Origin of the sequence: Acinetobacter lactucae (assembly GCF_013122135.1) — a bacterium.
GTDB classification, from domain to species: Bacteria; Pseudomonadota; Gammaproteobacteria; order Pseudomonadales; family Moraxellaceae; genus Acinetobacter; species Acinetobacter lactucae.
Map to the genome: position 1 here is coordinate 1,266,184 of NZ_CP053391.1, position 18,149 is coordinate 1,284,332.

The 18,149-nt window shown below is 39.6% G+C and carries 18 protein-coding genes; 11 read left to right on the top strand and 7 right to left on the bottom strand.

Annotation, left to right across the window (positions count from 1 at the left end):
- Nucleotide 1: 1 nt before the first annotated feature.
- On the bottom strand, nt 2–1,222 hold the full coding sequence (adeF, locus tag HLV59_RS05845; RefSeq protein WP_016145910.1) for a multidrug efflux RND transporter periplasmic adaptor subunit AdeF: 1,221 nt from the start codon (nt 1,220–1,222) through the stop codon (nt 2–4).
- Nucleotides 1,223–1,421: 199 nt separating this feature from the next.
- On the opposite strand from adeF, the gene HLV59_RS05850 reads away from it, so the two are divergent.
- The 5 genes from HLV59_RS05850 to HLV59_RS05870 all read left to right on the top strand — a co-directional run bounded on the left by HLV59_RS05850 (nt 1,422) and on the right by HLV59_RS05870 (nt 5,687).
- Nucleotides 1,422–2,450, top strand: coding sequence for a LysR family transcriptional regulator (locus HLV59_RS05850; RefSeq protein WP_031948920.1), 1,029 nt, complete (start codon nt 1,422–1,424; stop codon nt 2,448–2,450).
- 174 nt (nt 2,451–2,624) lie between these two features.
- Nucleotides 2,625–3,410 (top strand): ABC transporter substrate-binding protein, encoded by a 786-nt coding sequence (locus HLV59_RS05855; RefSeq protein ID WP_031948919.1) that lies wholly within the window; start codon nt 2,625–2,627, stop codon nt 3,408–3,410.
- A gap of 91 nt (nt 3,411–3,501) precedes the next feature.
- Nucleotides 3,502–4,191: an ABC transporter permease gene (locus tag HLV59_RS05860; protein WP_062849895.1), complete on the top strand. Its 690-nt coding sequence runs from the start codon at nt 3,502–3,504 to the stop codon at nt 4,189–4,191.
- The gene (locus HLV59_RS05865; protein ID WP_016145906.1) at nt 4,188–4,901 is read left to right on the top strand and encodes an ABC transporter permease; all 714 of its coding nucleotides are present in this window, start codon (nt 4,188–4,190) and stop codon (nt 4,899–4,901) included. Before HLV59_RS05860 ends, HLV59_RS05865 begins: the two co-directional genes overlap by 4 nt.
- Before the next feature lie 9 nt (nt 4,902–4,910).
- Nucleotides 4,911–5,687, top strand: a complete 777-nt coding sequence (locus HLV59_RS05870) for an ABC transporter ATP-binding protein (protein ID WP_081173190.1) — start codon at nt 4,911–4,913, stop codon at nt 5,685–5,687.
- A 74-nt stretch (nt 5,688–5,761) separates the two neighbouring features.
- On the opposite strand, the gene abeS is transcribed toward HLV59_RS05870, so the two are convergent.
- From abeS to HLV59_RS05890, 4 genes are all read right to left on the bottom strand, one after another.
- Nucleotides 5,762–6,091, bottom strand: coding sequence for a multidrug efflux SMR transporter AbeS (gene abeS / locus HLV59_RS05875; protein ID WP_004791191.1), 330 nt, complete (start codon nt 6,089–6,091; stop codon nt 5,762–5,764).
- Between the two features lie 245 nt (nt 6,092–6,336).
- Nucleotides 6,337–6,588, bottom strand: coding sequence for a YfhL family 4Fe-4S dicluster ferredoxin (locus HLV59_RS05880; protein WP_031948917.1), 252 nt, complete (start codon nt 6,586–6,588; stop codon nt 6,337–6,339).
- A gap of 2 nt (nt 6,589–6,590) precedes the next feature.
- Nucleotides 6,591–7,961: a prephenate-dependent tRNA uridine(34) hydroxylase TrhP gene (gene trhP, locus HLV59_RS05885; protein ID WP_171429532.1), complete on the bottom strand. Its 1,371-nt coding sequence runs from the start codon at nt 7,959–7,961 to the stop codon at nt 6,591–6,593.
- Between the two features lie 56 nt (nt 7,962–8,017).
- A complete protein-coding gene (locus HLV59_RS05890) occupies nt 8,018–9,484 on the bottom strand; it encodes an aminotransferase-like domain-containing protein (protein WP_171430584.1) in 1,467 nt (488 codons plus the stop codon).
- A gap of 229 nt (nt 9,485–9,713) precedes the next feature.
- Between HLV59_RS05890 and HLV59_RS05895 the strand changes: the two genes are divergently transcribed.
- Complete coding sequence (locus tag HLV59_RS05895) at nt 9,714–10,583, top strand: PhzF family phenazine biosynthesis protein (protein WP_031948914.1); 870 nt, start codon at nt 9,714–9,716, stop codon at nt 10,581–10,583.
- Between the two features lie 55 nt (nt 10,584–10,638).
- On the opposite strand, the gene HLV59_RS05900 is transcribed toward HLV59_RS05895, so the two are convergent.
- Nucleotides 10,639–11,418 (bottom strand): ferredoxin--NADP reductase, encoded by a 780-nt coding sequence (locus tag HLV59_RS05900; protein WP_016140480.1) that lies wholly within the window; start codon nt 11,416–11,418, stop codon nt 10,639–10,641.
- 101 nt (nt 11,419–11,519) lie between these two features.
- On the opposite strand from HLV59_RS05900, the gene tsaA reads away from it, so the two are divergent.
- Nucleotides 11,520–12,254, top strand: a complete 735-nt coding sequence (gene tsaA / locus HLV59_RS05905) for a tRNA (N6-threonylcarbamoyladenosine(37)-N6)-methyltransferase TrmO (RefSeq protein WP_171429533.1) — start codon at nt 11,520–11,522, stop codon at nt 12,252–12,254.
- A gap of 5 nt (nt 12,255–12,259) precedes the next feature.
- Here the strand turns inward: tsaA and HLV59_RS05910 are convergent, their stop codons facing one another.
- Nucleotides 12,260–13,531, bottom strand: a complete 1,272-nt coding sequence (locus HLV59_RS05910; RefSeq protein ID WP_031948912.1) for an MgtC/SapB family protein — start codon at nt 13,529–13,531, stop codon at nt 12,260–12,262.
- A 255-nt stretch (nt 13,532–13,786) separates the two neighbouring features.
- Between HLV59_RS05910 and HLV59_RS05915 the strand changes: the two genes are divergently transcribed.
- From HLV59_RS05915 to HLV59_RS05930, 4 genes are all read left to right on the top strand, one after another.
- The gene (locus tag HLV59_RS05915) at nt 13,787–15,544 is read left to right on the top strand and encodes a GspE/PulE family protein (protein WP_171429534.1); all 1,758 of its coding nucleotides are present in this window, start codon (nt 13,787–13,789) and stop codon (nt 15,542–15,544) included.
- An 80-nt stretch (nt 15,545–15,624) separates the two neighbouring features.
- Nucleotides 15,625–15,984, top strand: coding sequence for a NirD/YgiW/YdeI family stress tolerance protein (locus HLV59_RS05920; protein WP_016145899.1), 360 nt, complete (start codon nt 15,625–15,627; stop codon nt 15,982–15,984).
- 103 nt (nt 15,985–16,087) lie between these two features.
- Nucleotides 16,088–16,750 (top strand): response regulator transcription factor, encoded by a 663-nt coding sequence (locus tag HLV59_RS05925; RefSeq protein ID WP_016145898.1) that lies wholly within the window; start codon nt 16,088–16,090, stop codon nt 16,748–16,750.
- Nucleotides 16,747–18,087, top strand: a complete 1,341-nt coding sequence (locus HLV59_RS05930) for a sensor histidine kinase (protein WP_171429535.1) — start codon at nt 16,747–16,749, stop codon at nt 18,085–18,087. The genes HLV59_RS05925 and HLV59_RS05930 overlap by 4 nt, the downstream gene beginning before the upstream one ends.
- Nucleotides 18,088–18,149: the final 62 nt, after the last annotated feature.

The window sequence follows — 18,149 nt, forward strand, 5'->3', positions numbered from 1 at the left end:
ATTAACCTTTTGCCGGAGTTGATGTTTTATCTGTTGGCTGAGGTTGAGGAGTAGTGCTGTTAGCTGTGATTTGTGCATTCGGCATAGGAACGAGGTGTGGTGTAACAGGGTCACCTGGACGAATCCGTTGTAAACCATTCACCACAATACGATCACCCGCTTGTAATCCACTATTTACGATTTGCAAGCCATCTTGTTGTGCTCCGATTTTTACTTCACGGTAAGCCGTTTGGTTTTTAGCATCGACGACCACAACAAAGCGTTTATCTTGATCGACCCCAATCGCGGTTGGGCTAATCAGAATTGCTGAGCGAGGTTGACCACCGCCTAAACGAATTCGTGCATATAAACCCGGTAATAAAACTCCGTTTGGATTATCAAACGTCGCGCGGACACGAATCGTACCTGAGGTTGCATCTAGGTTATTGTCGATTGAATTAATAGTACCTTCACGAGTAAAGCCTGTTTCATTGGCAAGTCCCATATAGACAGGAACTTGTGCTGAATTACGCTGGTTACTGATGTATTTCAGGTAAGTTTGCTCATCAACATCGAAAGATGCATAGAGACGAGAGACAGATACTAGACTTGTTAAGACCTGTGCGCCGTTACCTGCAGAAACTACATTGCCGACGGTGACTTCAGCTCGTGAAATTCTGCCGCTGACTGGTGCAGTAATACGAGTGTATTCAAGATTTAAGCGGGCAGATTGAACGGCTGCTCTAGCGGCTTGCAGGTTAGCACTGGCTGAACGCGCATCATTTTCAGCTAAATCTAGCTCTTGACGTGATACAGCATTACTTTGAATTAAACGTTGAATACGAGAAAGATTAGAACTCGTATAAGTCACTTGTGCCTCAGCCGAAGCGAGTTGTGCTTGGGCACGATTGAGTTCTGCTTCGAAAGGGCGCGGGTCAATAGTAAAAAGTAAGTCGCCTTTTCTAACCAGACTTCCATCTTTGAAGTGAACGGCAATGAGTTTACCGGAAACTTGAGGACGAATATCGACTTGATCAATTGCTTCTAAACGACCGGAGTATTCTTGCCAATCGGTAATGGTTTTGCTAATGACATTCGAGATATCAACAGTTGCAGCTTGTTGGGCAGTGGTCGGTGCAGCTTTTGCATCGGCATTTTCGTGTAAAAACATAAAGCTGCCTCCTGTTGCCAAAATGGCGACAAAGATGGCAGACAGTGTGAACTGTTTGCGAGAAAATGACATGAGGTGCTCCTAGTTATTTGGATACCTGTTTTCAGACTTTTAGTTTTGGTCCGTATGGGAGAACAGGGTTTATGGGATGGACGGAGCATAAAAGTTTGTCAATCACGAATAAATATATTAAATTTGATAACACTATTCGTATTTTTATAACAATTGATGTGTTTGATTAAAAAATGCATTGATTGATAGGAGTGTGCGTGTGGATCTATTTCATGCCATGAGAGTCTTTAATAAAGTTGTCGAAACAAATAGTTTCAGTTTAGCAGCTGATAGTTTAGGTTTACCGCGGGCTTCTGTGACCACAACCATTCAGGGTTTAGAGAAACATTTACAAGTTAGGTTGCTTAACCGAACGACTCGTAAACTTAGTTTGACACCAGATGGCGCTGTTTATTATGAACGTTCTTCGCGAATTTTAGCTGATGTTGAAGATGTAGAGTCTACTTTTCATGATTCGGAGCGTGGGCCAAGAGGCCGACTGCGTATTGATGTTAAAGCTTCGATTGGGCGCATGATCTTAATTCCAATGCTCTGTGATTTCCATACACGTTATCCAGATATTGATTTGGTGATTGGAATGAGTGATCGCCCAGTCGATTTGGTACAAGATGCGGTGGACTGTGTCATCCGTATTGGCCAGTTGAAAGATTCAAGTTTGGTTGCACGTCGTATTGGAACAATTCAGTGTGTGACGGTTGCCGCACCACGTTATTTAGCAGAGCATGGCGAACCCAAAATTATTGATGACCTAAAAAAACATCAGGTTGTGCATTACTTTAACAGTCGTACCGGACGTAATATCGACTGGGATTTTATGGTGGATGGTGAGATTCATAGCGTCGGCGTGAAAGGACGTGTTTCTGTCAATGATGGTGATTCATATGTGGGTCTTGCAGTTCAAGGTTTTGGTTTAATTCAGTGTCCACGTTTCATGGTTGCCGACCATCTGGAGTCGGGAGCTTTGAAAGAGGTTCTTACAGAGTGGCGTCCAGCACCAATGCCAATTTCTGTTGTTTATTTACAGAATCGACATTTGTCACCCAAAGTTCGTGTGTTTGTAGATTGGGTAGCTGAATTATTTGCGGGTTGCCATCTATTAAGTGGTTGTTCAATGTCATTGGATCAAAAATGTGAATTTGCCAGTGCAAAAGAGCATAACCACGAATATACCATTCGGACATTGGTCGAAAATGAGAATATGGCAGAAGCCTATGCACTCAAAAATTAGCTTCATATTTTGAGTGATTTTTCAATAATTAATCAGTTAATACAATCCACTGTTTAGTCATCTTCATAAATCCTTAATTTATGGTATAGAAATTGCAATTATTTCGGCAGAAGAGTAATTTAGAAATACTCAAATTTTTATCACCTTATTTGGATTTTAAGGAGAAGCTTCAAGATGGCAAGCTTTATGAAAAAAATGTTCGTTTCAACAACCTTAGTTTTGGCTGCTGTTGCAACGAATGTACAAGCAAAGGATTGGAAGGTGATTCGTTTTGGGACTGAGTCCTCTTATGCGCCGTTTGAATATAAAACACCGGATGGTAAGTTAACTGGTTTTGATGTTGATTTAGGTAATGCAATTTGCGCAAAACTCAAAGCTAAATGTGTTTGGGTTGAGAACTCTTTTGACGGGATGATTCCGGCACTTAAAGCGAAAAAGTTTGATGGCATTCTTTCATCAATGACAGTCACTGATGAACGTGCAAAACAAATTGCTTTTACTAGCAAAATCTACAATACGCCAACGCGTATGGTTGCAAAAAAAGGTTCGCCGTTATTGCCTACCGCTGCCTCATTGAAAGGTAAACGTGTGGGTGTACAACAGGGCACAATTCAAGAAACTTATGCTAAAACCTATTGGGCACCAAAAGGTGTAACGGTTGTACCTTATCCAGTCCAAGATTTGATTTATCAAGACATGATGTCAGGACGTTTGGATGCAACTTTACAAGATGCAATTATGGTTGATGGTGCTTTCTTAAAACAACCAAAAGGCAAAAACTTCGCTTTTGCTGGTGGCAATGTGGTTGATGCAAAAACGCTGGGTGTAGGCGCAGCGATTGGTTTACGCAAAGAAGATGCAGATTTGAAAGCCAATATTAATAAAGCACTCGCTGCAATCATTGCAGATGGTACATACAAGAAACTCGAGAAAAAATATTTCTCCTTTAGCATTTACTAATGATGTGAAAAATGTCGGCTTTAAGCCGACATTTTTAGATCTATTCTCATCTCATCAATATTAGATATTGTTTTTAAGGAGAAGATGAGTCATGTTTTTATCTGGCTATGGGCCACTCCTTCTCAGCGGGACATGGATGACCCTACAGCTCGCGCTGTTGTCACTTTTCCTTTCTGTGATTATCGGCTTAATTGGTGCGAGCTCAAAACTCTCTAATATTAAAATTTTACGTTATATAGCGACGGCTTACACCACGCTCATTCGTAGTGTGCCTGACTTGGTCATTATGCTGTTGTTATTTTATAGCTTGCAGTTGGGTCTCAACCAGATTACTGAAGCACTGCAAATGGACCAAATTGATATCAACCCATTTGTGGCGGGTGTGATTACTTTAGCGTTCATTTATGGTGCATATTTTACCGAGACCTTTCGTGGTGCATTTCAATCGGTTCCAAAAGGCCAAATTGAAGCAGCAATGGCTTATGGTATGACCCCTTGGCAGGTTTTTCACCGTGTATTATTCCCTCAAATGATGCGTTTTGCTTTACCTGGCATTGGTAATAACTGGCAAGTTTTGATTAAGGCAACTGCACTGGTTTCAATTATTGGCCTGACTGATATTGTAAAAATTACGCAAGATGCGGGTAGAAGTACCATGCAACTGTTCTTTTTCAGCATCGTGGCTGCTGCGATCTATTTGGCAATTACCACCGTGTCGAACCTGATTTTAATGTGGCTTGAACGTCGTTATTCTGCTGGTGTGAGGAAGGGACAATTATGATTGAAATCCTTCAACAATATTGGCAGGCATACCTTTGGACAGATGGTTTTCAAATGACTGGCGTAGCGATGACGACGTGGTTATTGGTACTTTCTATTGCTATTGGTTTTGTGCTTGCTGTGCCTTTATCACTTGCACGAGTATCAGAGAATCTTTGGTTACGTGGTCCAGTCTGGTTATTTACCTATGTTTTTCGTGGTACTCCACTTTACATTCAATTGCTGATTATTTACTCAGGTATTTATAGCTTTGATTATGTTCATGAACATCAGACGCTTGATGCATTTTTTCGAGAGGGCTTAAATTGCACCATTTTGGCATTCGCGCTCAATACTAGTGCATATACCACTGAAATCTTCGCTGGGGCGATCCGTTCTATTCCACATGGCGAGATAGAGGCTGCACAAGCTTTCGGTATGTCGAAGTGGAAACGCTATACTCGTATTATCATTCCGTCGATGTTGCGCCGTGCTTTACCATTTTACGGCAATGAAGTCATTTTAATGTTGCATGCGACAACCATTGCATTTACAGCCACTGTTCCTGACATTTTAAAAATTGCGCGTGATGTGAATGCAGCAACCTATGAAACCTTCAATGCTTTTGGAATTGCCGCGGTGTTATATGCAGTATTAGCATTTATTTTAATTTGGATATTTCGCCAGCTTGAAAAACGTTGGTTGGCATTTTTAAAACCATCGAATCATTAGGAGACATAAATGGAACACGTTGCAAAACTAGTGATTCGCGATTTACATAAAACATTTGGCGATCATGAAGTACTTAAAGGAATATCACTTGATGCAAATGCCGGTGATGTCATTAGTATCATCGGTTCATCTGGTTCAGGTAAAAGTACCTTGCTGCGTTGTATTAACTTTTTGGAACAACCAAGTAATGGCACCATTAAACTCAATGGTGAAAAACTGCGCACTGTCTTTGATAAAAAAGGCAATTTAAAAGTCGTTGAACCAAAGCAACTACAAAAAATGCGTACCCAGCTCATGATGGTGTTTCAGCATTTTAATTTGTGGTCTCACATGACAGTACTTGAAAATGTCATTGAAGGGCCGATTCACGTACTCGGGGTAAAACGTGCTGAAGCTGAAGAGCGCGCGCGGAAATATCTACGCAAAGTTGGATTACCTGAAAGTGTTGAAAGTAAATATCCGGCATTTTTATCGGGTGGTCAGCAGCAACGCGTAGCAATTGCCCGTGCTTTGGCTATGGAGCCGGAAGTGATGTTGTTTGACGAACCCACTAGCGCGCTTGACCCTGAGTTGGTGGGTGAAGTACTAAAGGTAATGCAAGGCTTGGCTGAAGAAGGGCGTACCATGATTGTGGTGACACATGAGATGGGCTTTGCACGTCATGTGTCTAATCAAGTGATTTTTTTGCATCAAGGGAAAATTGAAGAGCAAGGTCATCCTGATGAAGTACTCAATAACCCGAAAAGTGAGCGTTTAAAGCAATTTTTAATAGGCAGTTTAAAATAAGCCATTGATACCGAGTAAGATGAAATTTTTTATAAAAAGATTTTCATCGTACTCGGTTTCTTTTTGGTTATATTTTATAGATGGGTATTTTTAGAAAACACATTAATAATCACAATACCAGCGATCATTAAAGTAAGACCAATGCACGCTGCTAAGTCTAAATGCTGTTTGTAAAATATCCAGCCAATTGCAGAAATTAAAATAATACCCGCGCCCGACCAAATGGCGTATGCAATCCCGATTGGAATTGTTTTTAGCGTCAGGGACAATAAATAAAAAGCAATTGCATAGCCCACAACTGTAATGATGGACGGAATAGGAACAGTGAAACCTTGAGATGCTTTTAAAGCTGAAGTTGCAATGACTTCACAAGCAATCGCAATTGCTAAATAAAGATAAGACATGGAAGTTACGCCAGAAAGGGTTTTAATCAATCTATATGAAATGTTGAAATGGTTTAGCAGTTTTAACGATTGTGCAATTTTTTGGGTACAAAATTACCAGTAAATCAAACTAAATTGATCATTTGATTTTATCATTAGCTAGGTAGTTTCAGCTATTTATTCGTTTATTTTATTACTGATCAATATTGTTATAAAGAGGATCAGTGACTTTAGCTTGATCCTCTATAGACCTTTTAAGAATTATATTAGCTGAGCAAATTTAATCCCTTAAATTTCTCTAATAGTTGTTCTTTGTCTTCAATATGCGCAGGGTCTGGTTTAATGCAATCGATAGGGCAAACAGCTTTACAAGTTGGCACATCATAAAAGCCGACACACTCGGTACAACGAAGTGGATCAATCTTATAAACTTTGCTTCCTTCAAAAATAGCAATATTGGGGCATTCTGGTAAGCACATATCACAATTGATACAGTCATTTGTAATCAAAAGGGCCATTTTCAACTCGCTGAATAAGCTAGTGTTGAAGCAGTAATACTTTCTTTCGCATGCGGTAAATTGCGTACGAGTAGGGCATAACTGATATCAATATCTTGTGAGAGTAGTATTTCAACAAAATGCCCCGAACCTTTAGCATCTGTAATCGGGTTACCTTTTAAATCGCGCATTTCGGTTAAAGTAAAAGTGATATTGCCTTGAGGCGTCATCAGCTCAAGTGAGTCGCCAACTACAAAACGGTTTTTAACCTCAATGCGAATATAATTGCCGTGGCGTTCTAAAATCTCTCCACAAAATTGTTGATAGTCGAAATGCGATGAACCATCAGCATAGTTTTGATATTCACTATGCACATGACGTCTTAAAAAGCCTTCGGTATAACCACGGTTTGCTAAACCTTCAAGTTGGGTCAATAAACTTGAGTCAAATGGTTTACCTGCTAAAGCATCATCAATAGCTTTTCGATAAATTTGGGCGGTACGGGCACAATAAAAATACGATTTAGTACGCCCTTCAATTTTCAGAGAGGCGATGCCCATTTTTATTAAACGATCTACATGTTGGACAGCACGTAAATCTTTGGAGTTCATAAAATAGGTGCCGTGTTCATCTTCTTCGGCAGCAAACATTTCTTCATCATTGCGTTGTACGAGCAAAGTTTGAGCTGAAGTTGGTTCTGATTGTGTAGATGAACAGCAAGACTTTTCTGGTGTATTCAGCTGAGTAACTGGAATCACATCGCCGTTTGCATCTTCTTGGGCTTCATGCAACTTATAGTCCCAACGGCAAGCATTGGTACAAGCACCTTGATTGGCATCTCGCTTGTTCATATATCCAGAAAGTAAACAGCGGCCTGAGTAGGCCATGCATAGAGCGCCATGTACAAAAACTTCGAGTTCAATATCTGGTACGTATTGTTGGATTTCTTCTATCTCTTCTAAAGACAACTCACGCGATAAAATCACACGGCTTAGACCGTAATCTTTCCAAAATTTAACAGTTGCCCAGTTAATTGCGTTGGCTTGAACCGATAAATGAATTTGTACATCAGGAAAATGCTCTCTCACCATCATAATTAAGCCCGGATCAGACATAATCAGAGCGTCCGGTTTCATCGCTACAATCGGTTCAAGATCACGAATAAAGTTTTTTAATTTGCTGTTATGTGGCTGAATATTCACTACAACATAAAACTTTTTACCCAAAGCATGAGCTTCATCAATCCCAATTTTTAAGTTGTCATGATCAAAAGCATTATTACGTACACGTAAGCTATAACGTGGTTGGCCGGCATATACAGCATCTGCACCATAGGCAAAAGCATAGCGCATGTTTTTAAGTGAACCTGCGGGAGAGAGAAGCTCAGTTTTCATAAAATAAAAGGCATAAAAAATATATGGTTTTATTTTATTAACTCCGTATTTGGGATTCAACCTACTGAATTAGTAGGGATTTGATCATTATCCTTTTGTACAGGCAGTATATTTTTTGCCAACTCTCCTAAGCGCATCAAAGCATTTAACATTTTGGGATTTAACTCAAAACAAGCTGCTATACGTAAACAATGACTAAAACGTTTATCAGCTGAACACAAAATTCCCGGCATACATAAGATTTTTTCATCCATTGCCTGATGAAACAGTTCTAGCGTATCGATAGATTCGGGCAGCTCTAACCATAAAATAAATCCCGCTTGCGGACGACTCACTCGGGTACCGAGTGGAAAATAACGACAAATATAAGACTTAATGGTGTCAATTTGTTGTTGATAGCGTTTTTTGAGTTGACGTAAATGCAGGTCATAACCGCCATTCTCTAAGAAAAGACCTAAAGTTTCTGTGAGTAAAGCTGGTTCCGCAACAGTGGTTGTAAATTTAAGCTGCTGCACAATATTACGGAAGCGCCCAGCTTCTAACCAACCAATTCGATAGTCGGGTGCTACAGTTTTAGTATAGCTACCACATACGAGTACCCATCCATTTTGATCAAACGCTTTAATGTTGGGTAAGAGCGGTTCAGTCAGTTGCAATTCGGCATACATCGCATCTTCAATGACAGGAACTTGGAACTGATTAGCTAACTCTGCCAAGCGACGACGGTTACTTTCAGGCATGCTAAAACCAAGTGGATTATGTCCTGTTGGAATGGTTAATATGGCTTGTACACTTTTAGATTTTAAGAGTTCTTCAAGTGCATCTAGACACATCCCTGTATGCGGCGAAGTAGGCACTTCTAAAATTTTTCGACCTAAATTATGAAGAAGCGGGTACAGGTTGTGAAAGGTAGGAATTTCAAGCGCAATGCTATCACCTGCTTGAGTGGTTGCCATGATCGCGAGACTTAAAGCCTCCATGGTGCCATGAGTGAGCACAATATCATCTGCTGAAAGAAACATACCAAGCTGTAAGCTTCGCCTAGCAATTTGAGTACGTAAACGTATAGAGCCGGGCGGTAAAGTATAGCTTTTAAAAATACCTGATTGAGAGCGCAGTACCTGAGCAGTTAAGCGTTTTAAGCGTTCAACTGGATAGAAATTTTCACCAGAAGGGCAAGCTAAAGCTAAATTGACATAGTCGGGATCCATCTGCTTTTTTACAATTTGTGCGAGAAAACAACTAATTCCTGAAAGGGATACTTTTTCTTCACTGACATAACGCTCTTCGAGTTCTAATAAGTTCGAAGGTGCATGACAAACATAATAGCCAGACTGTGGGCGAACTGAAATTAAACCTTGATCTTCAAGCTGGCGATAAGCTTCTTTTACGGTGTTAATGCTGACTTGATAATGTTGGGCACAATCTCGAATTGAGGGTAAGCGAGAACCAATAGGTTGCCTGCCATTTTGAATTTGCAGGGTGAGGTCATCACTTACTTTTTTATATTTGTACATATCAATTCATTAAAAAGCCAAAGCAATGGATACACTTTATAGTGATCTCTTAATTATCTCAAATATTGTTAGTTTTATAGATTTATCCATTTAATCTGAATCTATTTTTAATAACTGTGTCTATTATTTTTAATATTAACTGATACTGTGACCATTAAAAATAAATCAGTAAGATCAAGAAATGGTGAGGATTTAAAGCCATATTTTTTAATATTAAAATCAGTAGGAGAGGTCTATGTCTGTTGTTGCATTTAAACAAGTTGATGTTTTTACTTCACAAGCATTTAAAGGAAATCCTGTTGCGGTCATTATGGACGCCAGCACCTTAACGTCTGAGCAGATGCAAGCCATTGCGAACTGGACCAATCTTTCTGAAACCACATTTGTACTCCCTGCGAATGATTCACAAGCTGACTATCAGGTTCGAATCTTTACTCCGCAAAATGAATTGCCATTTGCAGGCCATCCTACAATTGGTACTGCCTATGCTTTACTTGAGGCGGGTCTAATTAAAGCGAAAGAAGGTAAGCTGGTACAGCAGTGCGGTGCTGGTTTGGTGACTCTGACCGTGAGTGAATCAAGTCATATTTCATTTGAACTACCTAAGCCTAAAATTACTCCACTAGATGCTATGCATACTGAGAAATTAGCAGAAATTTTAAAATGTGAAATTAATACTCAATGGAACGCTGCATTGGTTGATGTAGGGGCGCGCTGGATTGTATTGCAAGCTGTTAATGCTGAGGCTGTTCTAGATAGCCAACCAGACTTTGCCGCTTTAAAAGAACATGATTTAGAAATGAAAGTTACGGGTGCGACAGTTTTTGGTTTTCATGAAAATAATGATGAACAAAAACACATAGAAGTTCGTTCATTTGCCCCTTCATGTGGAATAAATGAAGATCCGGTTTGTGGTAGTGGTAATGGTAGCGTAGCTTCATTTATTCGTTATTATGGGATTCTTCCTGCACAAAATGATGTCGTAGTTTCTTCACAAGGTGGGGCGGTAGGTCGAGATGGACAACTTCAACTTGAATTATATCAAGATAAAATTTTAGTGGGTGGAACCGCTGTCACCTGTATCGATGGCACAATTAAGTTGTAAAACAGACATAAAAAAACCGAGGACTTTGCCTCGGTTTTTTTATGTCTAGAAAAAATTATTTTTCTACGAACGCACGTTCAATGACGTAGTCGCCCATTTCACCCATACGAGGTGATTCAACTAAACCGTGTTGGTCAAGTAATGCAGCCACGTCTTTTAGGAATGCAGGGCTGCCGCAAAGCATTGCACGGTCAGTTTCACGGTTGAAGCGTGGTAAACCGATTTTTTCGAATAAAGCGCCAGTTTCAATTGCAGTTGTTACACGGCCTTGAGTGTGGAAAGGTTCACGAGTAACAGTAGGGTAGTAAACAAGCTTGTCTTTAATACCTAACTCTTCAAAGAATTCGTGGTTTGGTAATTCGTTTAAGATAAGGTCTTGATAAGCTAATTCAGAAATATAGCGTGTACCATGAACAACGATGACTTTTTCAAAGCGTTCGTAAGTTTCTGGGTCACGAATAATTGATAAGAATGGTGCAAGACCAGTACCAGAAGATAAAAGGTATAAGTTTTTACCTGGTAAAAGATCATCATGAACCAAAGTACCTGTTGGTTTTCTAGAAACTAAAATTTCATCGCCAACTTGTACTTTTTGCAAAATCGAAGTTAAAGGACCGTCTTGTACTTTAATTGAGAAGAACTCTAATTCTTCTTCGTAGTTTGCACTTGCAATCGAATACGCACGCATTAACGGTTTGCCATTCACTTCAAGTCCGATCATTACGAACTGACCATTTTTAAAACGTAAGCTAGTGTCGCGTGTAGTTTTAAAACTGAAAAGAGTGTCATTCCAGTGGTGAACATGAGTAATGCGTTCAACGTTAAAAGCAGCCATTAAAGGTCTCGATCACGATTAAAAGAAAACAGATTGCTATTCTAATCTAATTTCATTCCCGATAAACTGAATATATTTAATTGTGTTTATAAGAAAAAGTGATGATCAATTCTATCACCTTCCCCATCATTGGCCATATGTGTTCTCCCTATCGTGAAAAATTTGGTATTCCACGCCAGCCTAATTTGGTCAATATCGAGTCTTATATTGATATGGTAGAACCATATAATGACTTGTTAGCATTTGAGGGAATTGAGCAGTTCAGTCATCTCTGGTTAGTTTGGCAGTTTCATGACAATAAAAATCAAGGCAGTGCAGATAAGTTCCGTCCACAAGTTCGTCCGCCACGTTTAGGTGGTAATGAAAAAATTGGCGTATTTGCTACACGTAGCATGTATCGACCTTCTCCAATAGGTCTTTCAGTTGTAAAACTTCATAAAGTGGAAAAGGTGGGGAAGTCCGTCCGTGTCTATGTCACAGGAAGTGATTTATTAAATGGCACTCCAATTTTAGACATCAAACCCTATATTCAATATTCTGATGCAATTGCGGAGGCTCAAAGTGGTTATGCACATGCTGAACCTGAACGAAAGGCAGTCATTTGGAATGAAACTGCTTTAACAGCGCAAAAATATTTTCTGCAAAATAAAGAAATAGATTCACAGTACATTGATGAGCTTGAGCAAGTATTAGCTTTAGACCCTCGACCTGCCTATCAAGAAGACCCTGAAAGAATCTATAAAATGAAATTTTCAAACTTTGATATTCATTTTAGGGTTGATCAGTTTGTAGTTACCATCATTGATGTGGTGAAGACTTCTTTGGTTGCCGAATAGGTATTTTAAAACCAGTGGATGTTGAGCCAAAGTAAACTAATAAATATAGCCATATGAATGAGTTGGGCGGGAACAAAAGCAACAGCATAGCGTAGCCCGCCCGAAATTGCAGAGTTCACACTTTTAGCAAGAGCGTGAACTGCAAAACCTCCTAAAAAGGCAATGAGTAAAGGTGTCATATGTGCGCTATCAGGTTCACCTTGCACAATAACTGCCGCAATTGCTGCATGTATTTCAAACAAAGAGGCGAGTAAGGTCCCCGCGATTAATCCAGCATCGCCTAAAGATAGACTTAAACCATAAACACCTGCCTGAATAAGCGTAAGTGTACCTGCAATAATAATGGCTTCTTTTAAGCTGAACATTCTTGAGTCAAGCTCGGGCGAAGCCGTACTAGGTTCTGCTTTACGCAATAAAATAAAGGCCCATACTGATAAAACTGCTAATGCAATAAGTGTCGGAAAGATAATTAGCTTAAACCAAGCAAAGCTAATACCAATCACAATAATTAAGGTTTGAATCAGTGTGGAGACGCATGACATTAACGCAGCACCTGCATTTGTCGTTGCATTGGCTTTGCCAGAGCGTACTTCTAAACCTAAACTGGCAATCGTCGCTGTACTAGAAACAAATCCTGAAGCTAGAGAAGAAAGTAATAGGGCATTTTTAGAGGACAAAAGTCGCTTTGCTATATGGGCGAGGGCTTGTACAAATAAGATTAAAGTCAGTAGTTTTAAAATCACATGCGGATTTAAAACAGGGCCCCAAAAGGGTTTGTTAGGCACTAAAGGCAGAGCAATTAAAAGTAAGGCAAGTAGAAAAATGCCATCACGCAATTCCGATTCGGTAATCCATTGACTGGCAATGCCATGCATAGACTGTTTTGCAAATAAAATAATGGTCATGATCACGGCTAGGCCAGCAGCGAGCGAAATATTCCAGATACAAAGTGCCCCAATGAAATAAGTCATAATAAAGGCAAGTTCGGTGGTCACACCTGGGTCATTGGGCTGATTTTTGAGGGAAACAATACTAATAGCGCCAATAATTAAAGCACCGACAATTCCAATTTCAATACCGAATAAAAAACAGATTGCTCCTAATAACGCACTAATCGCAAAAGATCGAAAACCGGCAAAAGTTTTATATTCATGCTTAAGCTTGCTTCGTTCACGTTCTAAACCAATTAATAAGCCACAACCGAGCGCCGCAGCAATCACTGTAATGAATTCTTCAAAGGATGCTGTTTGTAATGACATTGTCATTGGAAGTTCCATATTACTTCCTCTTTGGCTTATTGTTATATGTAGATTTGAATCATTCTAAAAGCATGTGTTCATGTTCAGTTTATGCTTTTTATTACAGTGAGAATAGTGTCTTTTTTAGACAAAAAATATGCAAAATATCTTTATAAATATGATCTGTGACACAAAAAAATATTAAGTTGAGAATTGGTTTAATTAATTGAAGTTGAAGGATATTTAAATCTAAACCATCTCTGTTATATTATAAAAATATATTGGGGATAACGCATGAATGCACATGTCGAAATAGATACCTATTGGTGTCTAGAACAACTATTACAAGAAGGCCGTATAACAGAAAGAGATAAATTACTGGTACAGTCAAGCCACCGCCAAAAAGACCAGTTAAAGTGGCATCCATTACAGTGGATTGCCCATTTTAATTTAAAAGATCAGCAACACACACATGCCCATTTGAGTTTAAACCGCTTATGTTTATGGTTTGCAGATCGAGTGCAGCTCCCTCTATTTGTGATAGATCCTTTAAAGGCAGATGTCAGCGCCTTAACACAGGTCATGTCACAAGAGTTTGCCATTCGCAACCATATTTTAGCTGTTGAAATTCATGCTGACCGAATTGTGATTGGAACAGATCAGCCATTTCAAACAGATTGGTTAAACAATCTGGAGCGGAGTCTGGCACCTAAGAAAATTGAGCGGGTAATACTCAATCCTGAACAGTTACAGCGTTATTTGCGAGAATATTATCAGGTGAGTCGTGCGGTAAACTCAGCTCAAAAAGATGCAGCGCATGACCGCGACACTAAAAATGTTGAAGCGCTTTTGCAGCTTGGTGATAGTCAAAACCCAGATGCCAATGATCAGCATATCGTGAAATTGGTCGACTGGATTTTGCAGTTTGCATTTGAGCAGAGTGCCAGTGATATTCACATGGAACCGCGCAAAGATAACGGTAAAGTTAGATTCCGCATAGATGGCGTGCTGCACACCATTTATAACATGCCTTCAAATACGCTGACCGCAGTGATTTCTCGAATTAAAATTTTAGGCCGTTTGAATGTAGCGGAAAAGCGTAAACCGCAAGATGGGCGATTAAAAACTCGTACACCGAAAGGTCAAGAAACCGAATTACGTTTATCGACCTTACCAACAGCATTTGGTGAAAAACTAGTTATGCGTATTTTCGATCCTGATGTGCTGGTGCGTTCTTTTCAGCAATTAGGTTTTGAGGAGCGTTTATTACAACAGTGGCAGCAATTAACAAAAAATAGCCACGGCATTATTTTAGTCACTGGCCCTACAGGTTCCGGTAAAACAACCACGCTATATTCTTCTTTAAAGCAGCTTGCAACCGAGCAAGTCAATGTATGCACCATTGAAGATCCAATTGAAATGCTAGAGCCTAGTTTTAACCAAATGCAGGTGAATAATGCAATTGAATTAGGCTTTGCAGACGGTGTGCGTGCGCTGATGAGACAAGACCCTGACATTATTATGATTGGGGAAATCCGTGACCAAGACACGGCGAATATGGCGATTCAGGCAGCATTAACAGGGCATTTAGTATTATCAACTTTACATACCAATGATGCACCGTCTAGTTTGACTCGATTGCATGATTTAGGTGTGCAGCCATTTCTGACAGCTGCAACAATTTTGGGTGTTCTCGCGCAGCGCTTAGTCCGCCAGCTTTGTCCACATTGTAAACAACAAACTCACATTAATGAGGATGAATGGGAGCACCTCACATTTGACTATATTATGGAAATGCCTGAAACAGTTTTTCAGGCAGTAGGCTGCGAAGAATGTCGTCATACAGGCTATAAAGGGCGAATTGGTATTTATGAATTTATGCCAGTCAGTCTTGAGCTTAAGCATCTTATTAGTAGTCATGGGATGTTAAATGATTTGAGAACTCAAACTAAAAAAGAAGGTATAGAACCTTTAAGAATTGCTGGTGCTCGTAAAGTGATTGAGGGGCTTACGACATTAGAAGAGGTATTGCGGGTTGTGCCATTAAATTAAGTTTTTCTTAAGATTCACCTCATTTATGCTTGATTTAATTGCTTTATCCCAAGAGGGAACCATAAACAGAGGGTAAGAATATGAATATGCTTAAAGTAATGTTGATGACTGCTGGTATGACTGCTGCTGGCGTAGTTGTGGCAAATACACCAGTGAATCAAGCTGCAATTGCTCCGGCAACTGTCACCACAGTAAAACAGGCATTAACCTCAAAAGACAATACACCGATCAAATTACATGGTCAGGTTGTAAAGTCTTTAGGCGATGAAAAATATCAATTTCGTGACAAGACAGGTAGTATTACAGTTGATGTAGATGATGAACTTTGGCAAGGTCGTCCTATTTCAGCCAATACAAATGTAACTTTAATTGGTGAAGTAGATATTGATTATAAACCTTTAAAACGCGTAGAAATTGATGTAGATCAAGTTCAGTTCTAATGAATCTCTAGATTTACTACTTTTAGCCGCATTTAAATAATGCGGCTTTGCTTTTTTTATAAAGGCTTGGCAAGATCAAATCAGGATATAACAGGAAAAAGAGATGAGAATTTTGCTTGCAGAAGATGATCGCTCTCAAGCTGAAAGCATTCAATCATGGTTAGAGTTAGATGGTTATCAGGTCGATTGGGTCGAAAGAGGTGATTATGCACTTACGGCAATCGAACAGCACGACTATGACTGTATTTTACTTGATCGGGGCTTACCGCAACTGGCTGGTGAAAAGGTTCTAACAACGATCCGCCATAAACAAAAAAATGTTCCTGTTATTTTTATTACTGCACGTGACAGCATTCATGATCGGGTAGAGGGGCTAGATTTAGGCGCAAATGATTATTTGGTTAAGCCTTTTAGTTTAGAAGAGTTATCGGCCCGCATCCGTGCTCAATTACGCAAACAAACTTTGAGTCAGCAATCCATCTTAACGTGGGGTGACCTACAACTCGACACACAAGCGAAAGTCGTATTAAGCGCGGGAAAATCTATCGATTTAACGGCAAAAGAATTCCAAATATTGCGTAAGCTGATGGTGCATCCTGAGCACATTATTACTCGTGATCAATTAGAAGAAGCACTTTATTCATGGGGTGAGGAAATTGAAAGTAACGCGATCGAAGTATTTATTTATCAGCTTCGAAAAAAAATCGGAAGTAGCAGTATTAAAACCATACGGGGGCTAGGCTACCGTATGGGAGATTTAAAATGAAATCGAACCCCTCATCCTTGCAGTCGCAATTGGTTAAAACCACGATGTGGAGCAGCGTTGTGGTGGGGCTGTTGGCATTAAGTTTACTCACCATATTTTCGATCTATCACAACATGTCAGTGCAAGACGAAATCATGGATGAAATTTCAGATACTTTGCTGGTTTCCGATCTTTCTGGACACTCTATGAAACAGTTTGATGAGCTGAGCGATGAATTTGATATTCAGTATGAGTTATTAGATACAGGCCAAGTGCTAACTCATTCTCATAGTTATCAGCATGAACTTTTTGAACAAGGTAACTTGTCAGAAGGTTTTTCGTATTTTTGGTTTGATGGTCAATTGTGGCGTAGTCTGGCTGCACAACAAGAAGACTCTCAACTACAAGTTGAAGTTTTTCAGCCAATGAGTACACGTGTTGAAGAAGTACTCAAAGCACTTGCTGGATATAGCGGTCTTATGGTGTTGTTCTGGCTATTGCAATGGGTCATTGTAAGTTGGCGTACCGAGCATCAATTGGCTGCGCTAAATTTGCTTTCTAGACGGATTGCTCAAAAAACTGCATCAAATTTAGAACCAATTCAAGAACCGGATGTCATTACAGAAATTCAGCCTGTTATAGATGCTTTAAATCAATTACTTGCAAGGTTGCAAAGGGCTCTTGTAGCTGAACAGCGTTTTACTGCAGATGCTTCGCATGAGTTACGTTCTCCATTATCTGCCATACAAATGCGTCTTCAGGTTTTGCAGCGTAAATATCAACATCTTCCAGAACTTCATCAAGATTTTGAACGTATACAAGAAGACGTTTCTAGAAGTACAAAAATACTTGAAAATTTATTACTTCTTGCACGCTTGGAACCTAATGAAGCTGAGCAGCCAGAACTTCCTAAGACGGTTATCGATTTAAATTACTTACTGGCAAGAGTCATTGAAACTATAGATTTAGATGCGAAAGCTAAACAGATGTTGATAGAGGTAAATACCTTATCGACAGAAACAAAAACATATGCGAATGAAGAATTACTGTTTATTGCTTTTAGAAATTTATTTGATAACGCCATTCGTTATAGCCCGACTTTAGGCTCTATTCATGTTGAGATTAGTCGTCATGAACAGCAAATTAAGGTCTCTATTGAAGATACGGGGAATGGGGTAGATGATGAGGTATTGCAACGTTTAGGGCAGCGTTTTTTTCGGGTACTCGGTACTCAGCAGCAAGGTTCTGGATTAGGCATTTCAATTACGCGAAAAATTATTGAATTACATAATGGCAAGTTACGTTTTATGCATGCTGAACAAGGTGGTTTGAGAGTAGAGATTATTCTTCCTTCATAAAAAATAGCATGGTTACCCATGCTATCCATTTTTTGTTTTCCCACGAATATTATTGAAACGCG

Bases quoted from the DNA above. Each gene is read 5' to 3' on its own strand.
- adeF (WP_016145910.1), bottom strand. From the start codon at position 1,222: ATGTCATTTTCTCGCAAACAGTTCACACTGTCTGCCATCTTTGTCGCC.
- HLV59_RS05855 (WP_031948919.1), top strand. From the start codon at position 2,625: ATGGCAAGCTTTATGAAAAAAATGTTCGTTTCAACAACCTTAGTTTTG.
- HLV59_RS05860 (WP_062849895.1), top strand. From the start codon at position 3,502: ATGTTTTTATCTGGCTATGGGCCACTCCTTCTCAGCGGGACATGGATG.
- HLV59_RS05865 (WP_016145906.1), top strand. From the start codon at position 4,188: ATGATTGAAATCCTTCAACAATATTGGCAGGCATACCTTTGGACAGAT.
- HLV59_RS05870 (WP_081173190.1), top strand. From the start codon at position 4,911: ATGGAACACGTTGCAAAACTAGTGATTCGCGATTTACATAAAACATTT.
- abeS (WP_004791191.1), bottom strand. From the start codon at position 6,091: ATGTCTTATCTTTATTTAGCAATTGCGATTGCTTGTGAAGTCATTGCA.
- HLV59_RS05880 (WP_031948917.1), bottom strand. From the start codon at position 6,588: ATGGCCCTTTTGATTACAAATGACTGTATCAATTGTGATATGTGCTTA.
- trhP (WP_171429532.1), bottom strand. From the start codon at position 7,961: ATGAAAACTGAGCTTCTCTCTCCCGCAGGTTCACTTAAAAACATGCGC.
- HLV59_RS05895 (WP_031948914.1), top strand. From the start codon at position 9,714: ATGTCTGTTGTTGCATTTAAACAAGTTGATGTTTTTACTTCACAAGCA.
- HLV59_RS05900 (WP_016140480.1), bottom strand. From the start codon at position 11,418: ATGGCTGCTTTTAACGTTGAACGCATTACTCATGTTCACCACTGGAAT.
- tsaA (WP_171429533.1), top strand. From the start codon at position 11,520: ATGATCAATTCTATCACCTTCCCCATCATTGGCCATATGTGTTCTCCC.
- HLV59_RS05910 (WP_031948912.1), bottom strand. From the start codon at position 13,531: ATGGAACTTCCAATGACAATGTCATTACAAACAGCATCCTTTGAAGAA.
- HLV59_RS05915 (WP_171429534.1), top strand. From the start codon at position 13,787: ATGAATGCACATGTCGAAATAGATACCTATTGGTGTCTAGAACAACTA.
- HLV59_RS05920 (WP_016145899.1), top strand. From the start codon at position 15,625: ATGAATATGCTTAAAGTAATGTTGATGACTGCTGGTATGACTGCTGCT.
- HLV59_RS05925 (WP_016145898.1), top strand. From the start codon at position 16,088: ATGAGAATTTTGCTTGCAGAAGATGATCGCTCTCAAGCTGAAAGCATT.
- HLV59_RS05930 (WP_171429535.1), top strand. From the start codon at position 16,747: ATGAAATCGAACCCCTCATCCTTGCAGTCGCAATTGGTTAAAACCACG.